The organism is Oceaniglobus trochenteri, assembly GCF_020529025.1.
Lineage (GTDB): Bacteria > Pseudomonadota > Alphaproteobacteria > Rhodobacterales > Rhodobacteraceae > Oceaniglobus > Oceaniglobus trochenteri.
In genome coordinates this window covers 51,478-70,281 of record NZ_JACNMM010000018.1, presented here as the reverse complement: position 1 = coordinate 70,281, position 18,804 = coordinate 51,478, and the positions used below count along the sequence as shown (strand labels likewise).

Sequence of the window (18,804 nt, the reverse complement as noted above, 5' to 3'; positions counted from 1 at the left end):
CGGCCTTGTGCTTCTGTTCCGCCTGTTCGCGGCCCTGTTTCGCGCTGTCGCGTTCGGCGCGGGCCTTGTCACGCTCGGCCCTGAGGCTTTCGGCCTCGGCCTTGTGTTTCTGTTCCGCCTGTTCGCGACCCTGTTTCGCGCTGTCGCGTTCGGCGCGGGCCTTGTCACGCTCGGCCCTGAGGCTTTCGGCCTCGGCCTTGTGTTTCTGTTCCGCCTGTTCGCGGCCCTGTTTCGCGTTGTCGCGTTCGGCGCGGGCCTTGTCGCGCTCTTCGGTCAGGGCCTTCAGGGCGTTCTTGTGGGCCTGTTCGCTTTTCTTCTGGTTCTCGTCCTCACGTTCTTCCACGTCGCGCAGGCCGATGCGGGCGGCGTCGCGTTCGGCGCGCACCATGACCAGCTTGTGGGACATGGCCTCGAGGTCGCTCTTGCGTTCGGCCTCGACCGTTTCAAGCTGGCGCAGGGCCTCTTGCGCGGCGTCACGATCCCTGGCGCGGGTTTCCGCCTCGGCTTCCAGGTCGAACAGCCGGGCATAAAGCCGGGTCACGACCAGGCTGCGCTTTTCGTAGGCGTCCGTGACCGTGTCGATCCGTTCCTGCAGCGCCTCTGTCGCGGTTCGGGCCTGAAGCAGATCGGCCTGCAGGGCGTCGATCCGCTTTCGGGTGCCGCTCTCGGCGTCGAAGGATTTCTGCCGCTCGTATTCATGGAGATGGGCCATGCCGAGCCGCTGGAAGATCTGTTGCCGGGTGCGGTGGTCGCTGCGCCCGCTTTCCTGGCTGGCGAACATCTTCAGGCGGTGGGTATGTACGGTGCCGGTCAAAAAGAGGGTCAGCCCGGAACCGTGGGGGAAATGGATGTGATCGTATTTCTCGTGCAAGGCCCGCAGCCCGGCCCTGGCCTTTTCGGGAAGTTGTGCAGGATCCGTGCCGCACAGGACGATCATCCCCTGATCCGAAAGCCGGTCGGCCCAGGTGGTCTCGATCATCTCGAAGGTCGCCGCGCTCAGCCCGGTGTCAAGCAGCAGGATGTCGATGCTGCCGGGGGCGAAATGGTCGCCCGCGGCGGCCGGGGGGGCCGTGTAGAGCCGCGAGAAATCGGCATGGTTCAGCGCATTGTGCCGTTCGATGCGTTCGTCGATCGCGTTTTCCCCATCGGGGCGCTCGGGCGCGATCCCGTAGATCAGGGTGGCAAGCCCCAGCCTGTCGATGGCCTGGCAGAAGGCGAAATGCGCAACCCCGGTTTCAAGGCCCAGGGTCACGATCTGGCGCGGCTTGCCTTCCCGGACCAGCCAGAACAGGAACGGGACATGGGCCAGATAGCCTGAATCGTCCAGGTAATTGCACCGCCACAGGATCTCCCGGGGGGATATGGTCCAGAAATCCATCTCGGACGAGGACGTCGGCGCCGGGGCCGAAGGCTCTTTAGAAATCATTGCGTTCCCCGGAAAAATTCATTTCACATCTGTTCCCTGGCTGCATCGTGCCCGCCGCTACTGGGCGGCCTGGGCCTGGGCGCGGGCCGGAATGGCGCCGACAAGACGCCGGGCGATGACATCGGGGGCGCAGTTCTTGCGGACGAAGGCAAAGCCCTTCTCGGCCTGGGCGCGATAGGCCTTGGGGTCGGCCCAGAGCTTGCGCAGGGTATCCGCCACGTTGCGCGGCTCGGCATAGACGGCGGCGTCGCCGAAGATGTCGGCAAGACCGGGGGGCAGGATGACGACCCGGCCAAGGGCCATGGCCTCCATCACGTTGCGCCCGAATTCCTCGATATAATCCTCGTGGACGTAGTGCAGGAAGAAATCCAGGTCCTGGATGAAAGAGGCCACCTCGACAGAGTCGAATTCCAGGACCTCCCAGTTGGCAGGCAGCGTGCCCAGCATCTTCTGGGGGTCCTTCGCGCCCCCCAGCAACCTGACCCGGATGTCATGGGCATCGGCGCAATAGGCGTCACGAAGCCCGTCGGCGGTGTGGGGCCATTTCGTCCAGTGACTGCGGGCGTGCCGCCCCAGGACCGGAACGCCGCCCTTGCCCAGACCCTTGGGCAGGGCGGGCATCTTTTCGGGCAGATCGCGCCCCAGGGGCGGATACCAGATGTCGTTGCTGAGCTGGGTGAAGCCGCCGGTCTTTTCCAGGATGTGCCGGGTGCGCGGCGAGATCGCGATCCACTCGGGCACCTTGTCGAACAGGCTCAGGCACATCTGCGAAGCCTCGGGGCCGGTGTAATAGGTGGGGTTCTGGCTCCAGCGTTGCATCGGCGACTGGTTCACCAGGATGCCCACCTTCCCCGCGTCGATCTGCGGCACGGCATCGATGCGGGTGCCCAGGATCGGCGGATGGTGAATCAGGACCAGGCCGGCCTGCACCTTGTCCTCGGGCACCAGGATGTCGATGCCTTCGTCATAGGAGGCCTCGACGTATTCATCGGCCACTTCGGCCAGTTTCAGATCGAAGCGCGGCCAGTGGAACAGCCCCACCCGCAGCCCGCTGGCGCGGGCGGCGCGGATGTATCCTTCGTTGCAGCGGCGCGTGCCGCCCAGCAGGCTGAGATCGGAAACGATGATCAGGTCGTAATAGGTATCGCGCGGCCAGTTCTTCGGGGCCAGGCCGGCCGGAATCGGGAAGGGGCTTTTCAGGCTTGTCCGTTTCAGTTGCATCCCGTCCTTTTCGGCGTCCTTCTTGTGGGTGCGCCAATAGGTGGCCTGACGGGAATATTCCCGCCGGATGCCAAAGGTGAGACTGCTGAGATTGGTGCCTGCCTGCTGGGTCAGTGAATTCTCGTGGACCAGGAAGAACGAGAAGGGCACCTCCTTGTGGATGTCCAGAATGCTGTCGGCGCCCCACTTGACGCGGGCGCGCTGCATCAGTTCGTCGTCCGCGTTGGCGCTGACGGAATCCCATTCGCCCAGTTCCTGCAGATCGCTCCGGCGCAAGAGCAGGGAGGGATAGCTGCGGTGCACATACTCCAGGTTCTCGCGCTGCGGGCGCAGGATGAAGCTGAGGTCGGGGTAGACCCGCGTCATCATCGAACAGGTGCCGCGCACTTCGGGATTGTCGAGCAGGGCGCGCATCTGGGCCTCGATCATCTGGGGATGAGACCAGTCGTCGCTGTCGTGCACCGTGATGTAATCGCCCGAGGCCAGGCTCATGGCCCTGTTGCGGGTCGGATAGGCGCCCATGTTCACGTCGTTCCGGTAGATCTTGAGCCGGGGATCCTGGCGGGCCATCTCCTCGAGCTGTTCCCAGCTGTCGTCGGGGCTGCGGTCCTCGACGGCGATGATCTCGATGTTGGTCCAGCTCTGGCACAACAGCGAACGCATGGCGACGCCCAGGAATTCGCCGGCGTTGTAGACCGGCACCAGGATGCTGACCAGGGGGCCGTCATCCACCGTCCTTTCCGGTCGTTCCTCCAGGATGTTGCCGAAGACGAACCCCTTTTCCGGCTCTTTCAGCCGGACGCCGACAAATCCGTGCGCTTCGTACAAGGCGTTCAGGATGTCCAGCTGGCTGCGTTTCTGGCCGTCTTCGCCGCCTTGGCCCACCATGTTCATCAGGGCACAGACGAAATCGCCCTGCTGACCCTTGCCCAGTTCGAAATCGATGTAGTTGCGGGCCTGTTCGAACAGGCCGGCGCGGATGCTGCAATCGATCAGCAGGATCTTGGTCTTGCGGTTGCGGAAGCGGGCCTTGTCGACGGCCTTGATGATGTTGATATGGGCCAGCGCCTCGTCCCACATTTCCTGCAGGGCGTACCAGCGTGCCAGCAACAGCGCGGCATCGGCCCGGACGCTGGCCTTTGCCGACTTGTCGGCCGTGAGCGCGTGCAGCAATTCCAGGGTACTGCGGGAAAAACCGCCCCAGAGCTTGCGCTTCAGGTCACCCATGGGAAATTCCTGGGTGCGCGGCGCAGAGAAGGTGTAGTTGCGCGCGAAATGCGCGATCGGGTTTTCCGTGGCCGGCAGGTCGTTGCGCCAGCGATAGAGCGCGGCATTGAACTCGGGCCCCGGCGAGCGGCCGAGACCGGCCCCGTACTTCAGGAAATGCTCCAGCGGCGGCATGCCCAGATGCGCGACGTCCGGATAGGTCTCGCGGTACCATTCAGCGTCGAAATACGCAATTTCAGAGTCGGGCAACTCATCGGTCTTCATGGTGTGGAAACTCCCCTCGTTCAATCGTTCTTTGAAATACTGTGCTGAAATACCCATGTCCCGGGCCGGTCCGGCTCTGAACTGAACTGCATACCATTTTGGTCTTTCCTGGCAAAGATTCGAAGACCCGGGGCCAAAATACACTTTCCCCGTTTCAGCAGGACCATCTCTCGGCGTCTGCTTACGCTGCGACTTCGAACGCGTCAACGTCGCGCTCCGGCGGGGCCGGGGCGTGTTTTCGGGCCGGGATGCCAGCCCTGTCCACAGGGTCGGACGCCTGCCGTTCCGGCGGAACGCCCTAGACCTGACGACGACAGGGCATTAGTAAACGCCGAAACGTTACAGTCGTCATGGCGGTTGCGGCCGCCCGTTCCGACGCGCAGGAGACATATTGTGAACCAGGCCCCGGATTTCGCGCATATCATCATGATCGGAGCGATGAAGAGCGCGACGACGACACTGCACCAGATGCTGATCCGCAACCCCGAGATCGTGGATTCGGTCCGGAAGGAGAACGACTTCTTCACCGGGCGCGACGATGTCGAGAACTACCCCGAGATCTTCCCGATCGAACCGGGGGTGCGCTACACGCTGGATTCCAGCACGAACTACTCGAAACCGGCCAGCGCCTTCGGTCTGGACGACCACGAGATCCCCGAAAGGATCGCGCGGCTGCCCCGGCCGGTCAAGTTGATCTACATGATGCGTCATCCGATCGACCGGGTCGAATCCCACATCGCCCACAACATCCGGCAGGGGCGCCAGATCGGACGCGAGGATCAGATCCTGCTGGCGATCGAAGTGTCGCGCTATGCCACCCAACTGGACAGGTACCGGTCCTTTTTCGAAGGCGACCGGATGTTTCTGGGCGGTTTCGATCTGTTCACCAACGACCGGCGCGCCTTCATGCGCAACCTCTACAAGTTCATCGACATGCCGCCGCTGTTGGAAAAGCTGACCATGAAGCGCAACGTGGGTGTCAATCGCGAGGGGCTGCTGACCGGGCAGGAACGGCGACTGGTGGCCGAGCGCACACTTGACGACACAAGGCGCCTGGTCACGGATTACGATTTCAACCCAGCCCGGGCATGGGTCGCCGATCTGGAGCAGACGCTGGGCGAATAGCCGGCATCCGTCACAAGAGCCGGTGCAGCTCTTGGATCAGCGCCATGTCAAGCGGGCGTCCGGCCACATGGCGCATTGCCGCAAGAACGGTATCGTCCGGGCGGTCATAAAGGTTCAGCCCGGCCAGGGCGGCGATGATTTCGGGGGGGTGGCGAAACCGGATCAGGCGCGCCGGGCTGCCGGCATAGATGCCGTAGGGTTCGGTGTCGCGGCCCAGAACGCTGTTGGCGCCGATGACACAGCCCTCGGCGACATGCACGCCCTTCTTCACGAAGGCACCGCAGCCGATCCAGACATCATGGCCGATCACCGTCTCGCCCGCGAATTTCGTCACGGGCAGGGCCTCTTCCGTGAAGACGCCCCAGCTGTGATCGTGGTTCAGGGCATGGGTGGTCAGGCTGTCCATCCGGTGTTCGCTGGGGCCGACCGACACGTTCCAGGACAGCGAGCAGAACCGCCCGATCCGGGCCGCGAAGATGCGGGTGGACTGGCCCGTATAGCTGAAGGATCCGATCCGGCTGGCCTGGATGTAATTGTCGCGCTGGATGCGCACGGCATCCAGAAGCTCGGACCCGGTCACGATCGACCGGTCGCCGATGGTCACGGTTTCGGCCAGCGTGCTGTCGGTCACCCGGGCTCCCTCGAATATCCGGGCCATGTTCAGATCACATCCTGGATCGCCGCCAGGATGGATTTCGAAACCTCGTAGGGCCGGGCGGGATCGGCGCGCACCACCATCATGCCGAACCGGTCCGACCCCTTGCGCAGCCGGTCCACCGGGGTGCCCGGCGCCTTGTCCAGCTCATGCGAGATGACGTCGGGATGCCGGCGCAGGATGTCCGCGACGGCGGCGGTGATCTGCCGGCCGTCGCTTTCCGAGAACAGAAGGTAGGATTCGACGCTCTGTGCCGGCTGCGCCACCATCGGCCCGTCGCCCAGCCGGGCGCGCACCGCCGCGCGATCGCCGCGCGCCAGGTCGATCGCCACATCATAAAGGTCAACGTCGTGGGAATGGGCGATCAGTTCGGCCAGTCCCGTCGCCCCCAGCCGCGCGCCCACCTCCAGGATGTGGCAGCCGTCCTCGTTCAGGATGAAATCGTAGTTGGCGATGCAGTCCTTCATGTCGAGCGCCCGCTGAGAGCGTTCGACCTGTTCGATCAGGTCGGCGGTGTCGAAGGGCAGGTCCGCGAAATGCGATCCGTGCCCCACCGGGACGGGGGCCGACCCCATATAGGTTTCGTCGGTGTGGATGTAGATCCGTTCGACCCGGTCGGTGATCACCACCTGGGCCCCGAACTCGAGCCCGGCGATGTAATCCTCGAGGATCAGGTCAGGCTTGTCCGCAAGGCCGAAGGCGGCGAAATCCTCCGGCTCACGGATGATGAAGACCCCGGCACTTCCCGAAGAGACGTCCAGCTTGGCCACGAAGGGGCGGAAGGGGGTGGCCTCCATGTAATCGGCCAGCCGGCGCTGCCGGGCGGCGCGCACCTCGTAGGCGACGAAGCGGTCCTTCATCTTCTGCTTGGACGAAGACCACTTCGCGGAATCGAACCCGATGCCCGGCAGGCCCAGCCGGTCGTTCACCAGCCCGATCGAGGGAAGCCCCACATCCGACCCGGTGGTCACGATCATGTCGACCCCGTGGGACCGGCAATACTCGAGAATGGCCTCGCGATCGACGATGTCGCACTTGAACACGGAATCGGCCCGGTCGAACCCGGGGTAATCGCCATCCCGTGAAATGGTCGTCACATGATATCCCCGTGCCGCAAGCTTGGGGAAAAGGGGAAGCTGGTAAACCCCGGCGCCAAGGACGACCGCATGTTTCATGTTTCGTATCCCGTATGAGGGCCTGAACGTCCATGTTCGACGATCCGGCCGGTTGCGTCGAGCCGTTTCACGACGGTTGCGAGACATTCCGCTGTGGGGCGGGTTCGTCGCCGTCCGCACCCTGGCGCGGTTCGTCGCCGTCCTGCGCAATCTCCCCGGCCGGGGGGGCGTGGAAATCGGCGACGACCTGCTCCAGCGCCTCGAACCGCTTGCCCCCCACGCTTTCCAGGCTGAAGGCGCCCTTGATCTCGCGCAGCCGCTGGCGCGCGGCCTCATAGCGTTCGGGATCGTTCAGCAGCCCGTCGATGGCGGCGAAGAACCCGGTGTAATCGGTATCGTCAAAGCCCAGGTCCGGCAGGTGGAACAGGCCGGGCAGGTCGGACCTGAGGCAATAGACCGTCGGAATCTCGCTGTAGGTGGCGGAAAACCCGGAAAATCCGCCGCCCACGCTGTTGGGCAGGCTGACGAAGACGCGCGCCGCGGTCAGGTAATGCCCGAAGTTCCGGATCAGGCCCTTGACCACGATCCGCCCCTGTTTCACGAGGGCGGCGAAGGTGGGGTTCAGGTTTTCGACCTGGCCCACGTTCTTGACGCCGGCAATCACCCACAGCGCATCGGGGTTGCCTTCCAGGAAGGCCTTGAGCTGGACGAAGAAATCATCGTCGCAGGCGGAAAGGGCGTTGTGGATACGCTCGTTGCTGAGGGCGCTGAAGATGATCTTCTTGCCGGCGTGCTTCTGGATGAAATCATCGTCTCCGGGGTCGGTGTCCAGCTGGAATCCTTCGAAGGAGGCGCTGGGAACCAGCTTGATCTTGCCCTCGGCGCCGGGCAGCGGGTTCTTGTCGTCCTTGGAGAAGACCGCGGTATATTGCGGGGCGACCGTGTTGCTGGCCGAGGTCGCCAGGAACACCGAGGGAACGGCATCGCGCAGATAGCTCGAGACGAAGAAGCTCTCGCATTTGCAATACCCCCCCGCGTAGAAGATGGCATAGGGGTCGATGTCGCGGATGATCCGGGTGGCGGCCTGGAACCTGGCAAAGCTGTCCAGGGTCTCGTCGACGGCGACCAGGCCGAGGTCGATCCCGTGGCGCGCATTCGCCACGTCGAGCTTCTCCTGAAGAACCTCGATGTTGTCGCTTTCCCTGGCGAAGTGGCTGAACACTTCGTCGTCGAACACGGTTTCCCGGGTCAGCACCAGCACGCAGCGCAAATCCTTCCGGTAGGCGCTGAGAAACACCATGTTGTCGATGATCAGCTGGGCATGCTTGATGTACTGGCTTTCGGGCAGGAAGGAGGCACAGAACACGATGGTCTTCACGCCTTCTTCCGGGGCATTGCCGGGGCGCTGCCAGGTGCCGATACGGCGCTGGATCAGTTGGACGTTCGCCAGTTCGTGGGGATAGGTGTTCCTGTTCAGCTCTTCGTGGAACACGAAATCCTTCTTGCGGCGCATGATCGAGAACCGCAGGTGCATCCTGAAGAAGTTGTCGATGGGCCTTGCATCCTTCTGGGCCGTGCGGGCGGCCTTCAGGAAATGGTTCATCGGGTGAAACTTGTTCGTGTCCTGGCGCTGCAGCAGCGCGGCAAGCATCAGCCCCTGGCTCAGGTCGGCCCCGTCCGATGCCAGCGGGTCAAGCAGGGCCGTGCAGAAATCGCGGCTCAGGACGATCTTCCTGCGATAGGTCGACAGGCGCTGTATTTCGGACACGGTCTTTTGCGTGTTGCCCGTCTGGATCGCGTTGAACAAAGAGATGAGATCGTCTTGTCGCATTGTGTTGGCCTTACTTGGGTCGATCAAGGCGTCGTTGCGAACACCTGCGATGCCGGTGCCCGGTCGGTCGTCGAAAGGGGGTGCAGGGCAGCGAACCCATGACTAACGGCGGGGCCGGAAGGCGGCAAGCCACATGGCGGGAAAACATTTCCCGTGCCGCCCATCGCCGCAAGCCGCCGTGTCAGTTCCGTTCGAGATACTGCCGCGTGGCGTTGATGACGCGGTCGGTCTCATCCATCACGCCGTAATAGACGGGCAGGCGCACCAGGCGTGCCGAGATGTCGTCGGTCACGGCCATGCTTCCGGCGGCCCGGGCCAGGTTCTTTCCGGCCGGAGAGGAATGCAGCGGCACATAGTGGAACGGCGTGGCGATTCCGTCTTCGCGCATCTGTGCGATGAAGGCATCGCGATCGTCGATGTCGCGCAGCAGAAGATAGAACATGTGCCCGTTGGCATGGCAGTGGCCCGGCACGACCGGACGGCGCACCCGCCCGCTGTCGGCAAGATCGCTGAAGGCCTCGTTGTAGAGGTCGAAGGTGGCAAGCCGGTGGGCATTCACGGTTTCGATCTGTTCCAGCTGGCCGCACAGGAAGGCCGCGACAAGTTCGCCGGGCAGGAACGACGATCCGATGTCGACCCAGGTGTACTTGTCGACCTGGCCGCGCAGGAACCGCGAGCGGTTGGTGCCCTTTTCGCGGATGATCTCGGCGCGTACCACCAGGTCGGGATCGTTGATCGTCAGCGCGCCACCCTCGCCGCTGATGATGTTCTTGGTCTCATGGAACGAAAAGGCGGCCAGTGCGCCCAGGCTGCCGCAGGGGCGGCCGTTGTAGGTCGATCCCATGGCCTGGGCCGCATCCTCGATCAGCATCAGCCCGTGCCGGTCGCACAGTTCGCCCAGGGCGTCCATCTCGGCGGGCACACCGGCATAGTGGACGGCGATGATCGCCTTCGTCCGGGGGGTGATGGCCGCGGCTGCTGCTGCGGGGTCGATGTTCAGGGTTTCGGGGTCGATGTCCACGAACACCGGCACGGCGCCGCGCAGGGCCACCGCATTGGCGGTGGACACGAAGGTGAAGGAGGGCAGGATCACCTCGTCGCCGGGCTGCAGATCGGCCAGGATGGCGGCCATCTCCAGGGCGGCGGTGCAGGAATGCGTCAGCAGCGCCTTGCCCGCGCCGGTCAGCGTTTCGATCAGGGCGTTGCATTTCTTGGTGTAATGGCCATCGCCCGACAGCTGCCCGCGCGAGATCGCATCGCTGATGTAGGAGAGTTCGGACCCGACGAGGGACGGTTTGTTGAAGGGGATCTTTTTCATCTATCACCAAAATCAAAAAAGTCCCGGTGCAATCCGTCGGTGGCGCCGAGCCGGGAAAAACGAAGGCAAGCCGACCAGGGTTGGCGTACCCGCTCGGGGATGATGGGTCAAGCAGCATCGGGTCGCCAAGCTTCGGGGGGCGAGGGGGCCCGGACGGCTTTGCCACATCTTCGACACGGGTGTTTCCCGGTCCTTTCGGAAAACCCTCGGGCTTTATGAAAGAGCCTTTTTGCGGCCACAAAACCCTAAGCTGCCGTTAGCCCCGATGCCTCAGGTTCCGTCTCCGGGGGATGAGGTTCGGGACCATGATACAGGCAGACCTGGGCATTTCGGCCCGCAGGGTTGGCGACGAGGACAGCTTCCTCGCCGGGGTAGAGGCTGTTTTCATCGATCAGTCGATGGCGCAGCCGATGATCTATGCGGCGACCCGGCCCGGCGGGGCCGGCCTGTCGGCATGGCAGGTCGCCCCGGTCGGGGTGACGCGCCTGGATACGGCAGCCCTGCCGGGGGGGGTGCAGGTGGGCCAGGGGGTCACGCTCAGCCTGCTGGAGCCGGGCGGGCAGGGCATCCTGGCCGCGACAGGCGTCAACGATGCGGGGCTGTGGGCCTTCGCGCGGCAGGAGACCGGGCATCTGGCCGAGGGTGGCTTCCAGCCGATGCGCGATCTGCCCGCGGACCTGGCCGTGGTCTGCGCCCAGGGCGGGCATGTCTACGGCTCCCGTTCGGGCAGCCGCCACATCGAGGTCTGGGAACCCGGCGCGCCCGGAACCTTCGGCGGGGGCTTTCGCGTCTTTTCGGGGCTCGAGGCCTCGGCCGCGGGGATCACCGCGCTGAAGGGGGTGCGTTCGGGGGGCAACGATCTTCTGCTGGCGCTGACCGACGGCCCCGATGCCCTGGCCACCTACACCTTGGCCCCGAGCGGCCGCCCCGCCCTGGCCGACCGGCACGGGCTCTCCGAGGGGCTGGGGATTTCCATGCCCTCGGCCCTGGAGGTGGCCGAGGTGGGCGGACGGACCTATGCCGTGGTCGGCGCCCGGGGCAGCAGCAGCCTGAGCGTTTTCGAGATCGGCCCCGGCGGGGGCATCACCGTCACCGATCACCTGCTGGACAGGGGGGACAGCCGGTTCGGCGGGGCCGCGCACCTGGCGGTTGCCGGCATCGACGGCATGGTCTTCGTGACGGTGGCAGGCACCGAAGACGGGATCAGCCTGTTCCAGCTTCTGCCGGGGGGGCGGCTTTTGCACCTGTCGACCTTGGCGGACAGGGCCGATCTGTCGCTGGACAACATATCGGCGCTTGACATGATGGCCCGTGACGGCGCCCTGGGCATTGCCGCAAGCAGCGCGACGGAACCGGGGCTGACCTGGATATCCCCGGGGCTGGGGGCGCTTGGGGAAACAATCGTCGGGGACGGGCGCGCGGCAACCCTGGGCGGCAGCGCCCGTGACGATGTTCTGGCCGGCGGCGCGGGGAACGAGCGGCTGGTCGGGGGCGCGGGGAACGATGTCCTGATGGACGGGGCCGGGCGCGACACGCTGTCGGGGGGGGAGGGAGCCGATACCTTCATTTTCCACGCCGACGGCGAAGATGACAGGATCACCGATTTCCAGGTCGGGATCGACCGCATCGACCTGTCGGGCTGGGTGTTCCTGCGCAACCCGGACCAGTTGACCTTCCGCTCCCTGCCGGGCGGAGGCGAGATCACCTTCCGCTCCGAAGTCCTGGAGATCGAGACCCGGTCGGGCGCGCCGCTGACGGCGGCCCAGTTCGCGGACATGGTCCTGCTGGACGGTGACCGGCTCTTGCCGCAATGGAGCGGCCTTCTGGCCCGGGAGATCGCCGAGGCCAGCGGCGGGGGCGGCAACGACCTGATCACCGGCGGCGGCGGGCGCGACACCCTGACGGGCGGTGCGGGGGCCGATACCCTGATGGGCGGTGCGGGCGACGATCACCTGGACGGCGGCCCCGGGGGCGACCACATGAACGGCGGCCCCGGGTCGGATCGCTACCGGGTCGATCACATCGACGACCTGATCGTGGAAAGCCGCCGCTGGGAAGGCCACGACACGGTCGAAAGCTCGGTCGATTTCTGGATGCGCCGGGCCCATGTCGAGGATCTGGTCCTGACGGGGGATGGCGATATCCGCGGGGTGGGCAACGGTCTTGTCAATGTCATCACCGGCAATTCCGGCGACAACATCCTGGATGGCGGGCGGAACAACGATCGCCTGATCGGCGGGGCGGGCAACGACACCTATTTCGTTCGCGCCCCCCGGGATACGGTGATCGAACTGGCCGATGGCGGCATCGACCTGGTGCGGGCCTTCCGGTCCATGCGGATTCCGGACAACGTGGAACGGATGTATCTTCAGGGCACGGCGGATCTGAACGGTATCGGCAACGATGACGCGAACCTGATCGTCGGCAACATGGGCGACAACATCCTTGCCGGGCGGGGCGGGCGCGATACGCTGAAGGGCCTGGGCGGCAGCGACACCTTCGTGTTCGACCGGCAGGCCGGGCGCAACAACGTGGACCGGATCATCGATTTCACCCCCGGCGAGGATGCCATATGGATCAAGGCCGCGCTGTTCGGCCTGTTGCCGGGGGCCCTGCCGGCGGGGGCCTTCCAGCCGGGCAGGGTGGCCGAAAACGGCGGCGACCGGGTGATCTATGACGATGCCACGGGCGCCCTCTGGGTCGACCCCGACGGCACCGGCCCGCAGCGGCAGATGCTGACCTTCATCCTCGAGGGCGACGTGACCCTGGACGCGCAGGACATATGGTTCTTCTGACCGCCCGGCACGCCGGCGCAGGGGGAAACGATGCTGGGGGCGGGGAATGGCCCTTGCCTTTCGCGGGTCGTCTGACGGAAAGGGGCCGCTTCCTGTGAGGGTCAATACGAATACCGGTCGTCCCTGCAGATAGAGGCAGCCTTTTTTATATTGGCGCCCCTTTTCAACACGCCGGAAATGCACTTGCCCGAAAGGTTGCCTTGTGATGACGCTATTGGCGCCAAGTATTCGGCTTGGTTTCCCACAGGAAAGCACAAATGGCTGAGATTGTTTCCGACAATGGTTCCTTTCGTATTTTCAGCAGCTTCGGTTTTTCGGTTCAGGAAGGATCTTTGAGGGGGTCACGCGAGGGGCCTGGCCGGGGTCTTTCATTCATGGTCGAGCAGATCGACCCGGTTTTCCGCTCGGCATATGTTCGCATCGAGGGGATTACAGGTTCGGCCACGGATTTCTGGGATACCTTCTGGTCGAACGAGATCGGTGGCGAACCGGCCAACCAATTTGCGCTTTCGGGTTTCGTGTCCTTCGAGGACCCCACGCCCTTCAGGGCGACGCTCAATGCGGATGACGCGATAGAGAAGAACGAGTTTTTCAGGTTTTCCGTCTACGAAAAGGTTACGGATCCCGGTTTCGGTGTCGCTCCCTTGATCAGCGCCGACTTCACGGTCATTGACGATGATGGCATCATGATGTCCGGCGAAAGGAGCAACGACGTTCTGAGAGGTCGTGATGAAGCCATTGCGATCAACGGAATGGAAGGAAACGACGATCTGACGGGCGGCTCCCTGAACGACACGATCGACGGTGGTGTCGGTGACGACAGGATCGATGGCGGGGGCGGCGCGGATCTGCTGATCGGCGGGCCGGGCAGTGACCGGTTCATCGTCGACAATGTGGAAGACCGGGTGATCGAAAGCCGCAATTGGGCCGGGACGGATACTGTGGCAAGCAATGTCGATTTCCGCATGGGCAACCGGCACATCGAAAACCTGGAACTGACCGGAGAGGCCCGCCTGGGGGCCGGCAATGGCCTTCGCAACCTGATCACTGGTAACGACGGCGACAACATCCTGGACGGGGGCAGGAACGTCGATACGCTGGTGGGCGGGCTGGGGAACGACCGCTACTTGCTGCGCGCGCCGGGTGACAACGCTGTTGAAGAGGCGAATGGCGGAATCGATACCGTTCTGGCCTTTCGCAGCGTTGCGTTGGATGACCATGTCGAAAACCTCTACATCCAAACTCTGCGCAACGCCGCAGGCGAGGGGGTGGCAGGCGTCAACGGAATCGGCAACGATCTGGACAATACCATCGTCGGAAACCCTTTCGACAATTTCATCACCGGACGTGGTGGGCGCGATACGCTGAAGGGGCAGGCGGGGGCCGACACCTTCGTTTTCGATCGCACGCCGGGGCCTGGCAACGTGGACCGGATCATCGATTTCAACACCAACGAGGCGGATGAAGGTGATCGGCTGCTCATGAAAGGCGCTGTTTTCGGCGACATGGCTGCGGGCGGGCTGGATCCGGCCCTGTTCCGCTCCGGCACGGCAGCGATGGATGCCGACGACCGTTTCATCTTCGACCGGCCTTCAGGGCAGCTGTGGTTCGACGCCGACGGTACGGGCGGTGCGGTGCAGAAACTGATCGCCACCTTCGCGCAAGATGCCGATCTGAGTGCGGAGGATATTTTTCTGTTCTGACGGCGGGCATGGCCCTGTCCGGTATCGGCGGAATTTCGCCGATACCCCGATGGCGCCATGCACCAAGGCCGGGCCGGTTGTATCCTTTGCACCAAGCATTTGGGCATGAAGGGGATTTGACGTGACGACTTATCGCTATACCGGTTTTTCCACACAGGATTTCCAACCGGTCGAACTCTCCATCCAGAGCGATGGTTCGGATCTTTTCCTGGATTATTCGGTCAACTGGCGCGAACCGGACGGGCTGTTCAACAGCTCTTTTGACATCGACGTCTATGATGTCCTGATCGGGCAGACCTCGATCCTGGCCCCCGATCCCTATCTCGACACCTATATCGTGCGCTATGACTGGGGAAGCGATCAGACGACCTATGCCCTGACCCTGCACGATACCGTCGAGGACCGGGGCTATGCGGTGCTGCTGGGGGGCGATCTGTTCGACATCAGCGATGCCGCCACCTTCTGGCCCATGCTTGCCGCGGGCACGGCCACGAATCCGCTGCCCGGCAGCGGCTTTGCCGCGGGCGAGGGAATCGCGCTGTCCTCGCTGCCCAACGGCAGCCTTACCGAGGATGACCTGATCGTGGGAACCGACGCGCCCGAGCGGCTGGACGGCGGCATCGGCGACGACACGATCCGCAGCGAGGGCGGTGACGATACGGTGCTGGGCGGCGAGGGCGATGACCTTCTGGACGGCGGCAATGACGGCGACCTGCTGAACGGCGGGGCGGGCAATGATACGATCCGCGGGTTTTTCGGCGACGACACGCTGTTCGGCGGCGAGGGCGTGGACGAACTGCGTGGCGGCCCGGGGTCGGACATCTACTGGGTGTCCTCCGGGACCGACGACCATGACGTGCTGATCGAAAGCCGCGACTTCGAAGGCACGGACCGGGTGATCGCAGAGATGGATTACACCCTTGTGGGCCATTTCGAAGAGCTTGAGCTGACCGGCAACGGAAACTTCAGGGGCATCGGCAACGATCTGGACAACCTGCTGCTGGGGAATGTCGGGAACAACACCCTTGATGGCGGGATGGGCAACGACACCCTGGAAGGCGGGATGGGGGACGATCTCTATATCCTGCGCGATGCGGGCGACGTGGTGAGCGAAGCCCGGTACGCGGGCGACGATACGGTGCATGCCTATATCGAAACGGCGGCCATCGAGAACGTGGAGAACATCGCCCTTAAGATGACCCAGGCGGCCAACCTGTTCGGCAATGTCCTGAACAACGAACTGACCGGCAACATGGCCGACAATGCCATCTTCGGCGGCCGGGGCAACGATACGCTGATCGGGCAGGGCGGCGACGATACGCTGAACGGCGGCGACGGATACGACACGATGATCGGCGGCGACGGATCCGACACCTACGTGGTGACATCGGGATCGCGCTACTACAGCCGATACGGCGACCGGGTGGTCGAACTGGATATCCACAGCGGAACCGACCACGTGATCGCGGTGAACACCAACGTCGATCTGCGCGGCGAGCATGTCGAGAACATCTCGGTGACCGGGTCGTCCTCCTATCTGGATGTCCTGGCGAACAACCTGGACAACAGCATCCGGATCACCTCGGTCGGACAGTACATCGACGTCTTCGGGTACGGGGGCGACGACCGGATCGTGATGACCAAGGACCGCAGTATCGACCTCTACGGCGGCGACGGCAACGACACGCTGATTTCGGGCGCCGGGCAGGACCGGCTGGATGGTGGCGCCGGGGCCGACGTGATGGCGGGGGGCCTTGGCAACGACAGCTATTTCATAAACGATGTCGGCGACCGGGTGATCGAGGCCGCGAACGGTGGCAACGACACGCTGTTTTCCACCCTCGACACGAACCTGGCGGCGGCGCTTGAATCCCTTTACCTTCAGGGCGATGCGCGGGTCGGCAACGGCAATGCCGGGGACAACCGCATCACGGGTAACAACGCCGACAACCTGTTGCAGGGGCTTGGCGGCAACGATTCCCTTTTCGGCGATGGCGGCAACGACACCCTGCGCGGCGGCGCGGGGGACGATACCTATTACGGCGGCCGGGGCGACGATACCTATTTCATCGAGGATGCCGGCGACCTCCTGCGCTCGGAGTACAGCGGCAACTATTACGGCCGCGATACCGTGATCGCGTCGGTTTCGGTGGATTTCACCCAATCTTACCAGGATATCGAGAATATCACCCTGGTGGGCACCGACGACATCGACGCCTCGCGCTATGACGGGCGCTACGGCACCCTGTCGGGCACCCTGCGCGGCAATTCCGGCGACAACGTGCTGAACGGTGCGGCACGGGCCGTCGATACCATGCTGGGGGGGCTGGGCGATGATGTCTACGTGGTCGAGAACAAGCAGGACGTGGTGATCGAAGGTTTCGGCGCGGGCGATGACATGATCCGCACCAGCGTCGACTACGCGCTTTCGGCCCATGTCGAACGGCTGCGCCTGCTGGGCGACGCCGAGGTCGGGATCGGCAATGGCCTGGACAACGTCATCGTCGGATCGGGTCTGGGGAACACCATCGCCGGGCGCGAGGGGTCGGACACGATCACCGGGAACGGCGGAAACGATACCTTCGTCTTCGACCGGGCGCTGGGGGCCGACAACATCGACACGATCACCGATTTCCTGGCCCGCGACGACCAGATCCTGCTGCGCTCGAACGTGTTTGCCGGGCTTGACCGGGACGCCGACGACCATCTCAGGGCCGACAACTTCCACCTTGGCACCTCGGCTGGCGATGCCAACGACCACATCATCTATGATCGCGACACCGGTCAGCTTTGGTATGACGCCGACGGATCGGGTGCCGCGGCACAGCAGCTTTTCGCGGTGCTGTCCAACCAGAACGCCCTGGCCGCCGACGATTTCAACATCGTCTGAACAGGGCCCGGACCGACCACCGGGGCGCGGCCTGCCGCCCCCCGGAAAGAGGCCCGAAACCGGATTGCGGCGGTTCCGCCTGACCGTTTGCCTGGCTGTCGGGGGCGGGGAAGGGGGCGCTTGCCCCCGGCCCGCCGCGCCGGTCGTCGTCAGCTTGCCAGGGCGTGGATCTCTTCGGGGGCGTCCTCGGCAAAGACGGTGCGTGCGCGCCCTGCCGTCTTGGCGGCGTAAAGGCGGTCGTCGGCCAGCTTGAACATCTCGCTGAAGCCCAGGCCCGCGTGATTGCGCAGGGCCAGCCCGGCCGAGAAGGACACCGGCACGCGGTCGGTGGTGCGGGTGAAGGTGTCCAGTTGCAGATCGCGGCGGAACTTGTCGAAGAAGGCCGCCACGGTTTCCAGCTCGGCCTCGGGGAAGAAGACCACGAATTCCTCGCCGCCCACCCGGTAGACCGGCAGCGCATCGTTCAGGCGCACCCGCAGCAGGCGGGCGAAATCCTTCAGCACCCGGTCGCCGACGGCATGGCCGTAGGTGTCGTTGATCTTCTTGAAATGGTCGATGTCCAGCAGCGCCATCACCGTGCCCGCGCCATGGGCGTCGAAGGCGGCTTCCAGCCCGCGGCGGTTGTTCACACCGGTCAGCGGGTCGAGGTTCAGCTGGCGTTCCAGGTCGGCGCATTGTCCGGCCATGTCCGCAAGACGGGCTTCGGCCGCGTTCAGGGCGGCTTCCAGGTGGCGGGTCCGGTGCAGGGCGGCACCGCGGCCCGCACGCATGTCCATGTTGTGGTTGGCGCAGATCAGCCAGGTCAGCCCGACAAGGCCGACAGCGACGGTATAGGGGATCGGGTCGATCGTTCCGGTGCCCGCGCCCGCCAGAAGCCAGGCGACGCTGCCCAGCAGCGGCAGGACCGTCACCGCGATCAGGACAAGGAACAGGCGTGCGCGCGGCCCCTGCACCAGATGCGCCATGTCCGCGATCCGCGCGGTGATCCCGTGGTCGGCAGGGGTGCGCATCTTCGGCTGTGCAAGTGTCATCTGGGTCATGGGTCGCCATCCTGTCTTCCGGGCCCGCCGGTTCTCCGACAGGGGGCCCATGAACAACCGATGCTACGGGCCGTGAAAGAATGTTAACCATGCCATCGTGGCGCAATTCGGCAGGGCCTGTGGCCGGAGCGGGACATCTTGTGGCGCAAATCAGGGCAGCCTTCCGGGCTTTGACCATCTTTACGCCGCAATTG

General features: G+C 64.3%; 11 protein-coding genes. 4 read left to right on the top strand and 7 right to left on the bottom strand.

Annotated features, from left to right (window positions below; genetic code table 11):
* Together H7828_RS21145 and H7828_RS21140 are read right to left on the bottom strand one after the other, a co-directional pair.
* A partial coding sequence (locus H7828_RS21145) for a hypothetical protein (RefSeq protein WP_281070799.1) occupies positions 1 to 1,426 on the bottom strand: 1,426 nt, incomplete at its 3' end.
* A 57-nt stretch (positions 1,427 to 1,483) separates the two neighbouring features.
* Positions 1,484 to 4,138, bottom strand: coding sequence for a glycosyltransferase (locus H7828_RS21140; RefSeq protein ID WP_226783058.1), 2,655 nt, complete (start codon positions 4,136 to 4,138; stop codon positions 1,484 to 1,486).
* Positions 4,139 to 4,531: 393 nt separating this feature from the next.
* Here H7828_RS21140 and H7828_RS21135 point away from each other — a divergent pair, with 393 nt between their 5' ends.
* A complete protein-coding gene (locus H7828_RS21135; protein ID WP_226783057.1) occupies positions 4,532 to 5,263 on the top strand; it encodes a sulfotransferase family protein in 732 nt (243 codons plus the stop codon).
* Between the two features lie 10 nt (positions 5,264 to 5,273).
* On the opposite strand, the gene H7828_RS21130 is transcribed toward H7828_RS21135, so the two are convergent.
* The 4 genes from H7828_RS21130 to rffA all read right to left on the bottom strand — a co-directional run bounded on the left by H7828_RS21130 (position 5,274) and on the right by rffA (position 10,182).
* Entirely contained in the window at positions 5,274 to 5,921 is a 648-nt protein-coding gene (locus H7828_RS21130; protein ID WP_226783056.1) for a xenobiotic acyltransferase family protein, read from the bottom strand.
* A gap of 2 nt (positions 5,922 to 5,923) precedes the next feature.
* Positions 5,924 to 7,093 carry a hypothetical protein gene (locus H7828_RS21125; RefSeq protein ID WP_226783055.1) on the bottom strand — a complete coding sequence of 390 codons (1,170 nt, stop codon included), beginning with the start codon at positions 7,091 to 7,093 and terminating at the stop codon, positions 5,924 to 5,926.
* A gap of 67 nt (positions 7,094 to 7,160) precedes the next feature.
* Entirely contained in the window at positions 7,161 to 8,864 is a 1,704-nt protein-coding gene (locus H7828_RS21120; RefSeq protein ID WP_226783054.1) for a glycosyltransferase, read from the bottom strand.
* 181 nt (positions 8,865 to 9,045) lie between these two features.
* Positions 9,046 to 10,182, bottom strand: coding sequence for a dTDP-4-amino-4,6-dideoxygalactose transaminase (rffA, locus tag H7828_RS21115; RefSeq protein ID WP_226783053.1), 1,137 nt, complete (start codon positions 10,180 to 10,182; stop codon positions 9,046 to 9,048).
* A gap of 305 nt (positions 10,183 to 10,487) precedes the next feature.
* On the opposite strand from rffA, the gene H7828_RS21110 reads away from it, so the two are divergent.
* From H7828_RS21110 to H7828_RS22900, 3 genes are all read left to right on the top strand, one after another.
* Complete coding sequence (locus tag H7828_RS21110; protein WP_226783052.1) at positions 10,488 to 12,977, top strand: M10 family metallopeptidase C-terminal domain-containing protein; 2,490 nt, start codon at positions 10,488 to 10,490, stop codon at positions 12,975 to 12,977.
* 257 nt (positions 12,978 to 13,234) lie between these two features.
* Complete coding sequence (locus H7828_RS21105) at positions 13,235 to 14,680, top strand: calcium-binding protein (protein WP_226783051.1); 1,446 nt, start codon at positions 13,235 to 13,237, stop codon at positions 14,678 to 14,680.
* Between the two features lie 121 nt (positions 14,681 to 14,801).
* Positions 14,802 to 17,570, top strand: coding sequence for a calcium-binding protein (locus H7828_RS22900; protein ID WP_342592312.1), 2,769 nt, complete (start codon positions 14,802 to 14,804; stop codon positions 17,568 to 17,570).
* Positions 17,571 to 17,719: 149 nt separating this feature from the next.
* On the opposite strand, the gene H7828_RS21085 is transcribed toward H7828_RS22900, so the two are convergent.
* Positions 17,720 to 18,610 (bottom strand): GGDEF domain-containing protein, encoded by an 891-nt coding sequence (locus tag H7828_RS21085; RefSeq protein WP_226783050.1) that lies wholly within the window; start codon positions 18,608 to 18,610, stop codon positions 17,720 to 17,722.
* Positions 18,611 to 18,804 lie beyond the last annotated feature (194 nt).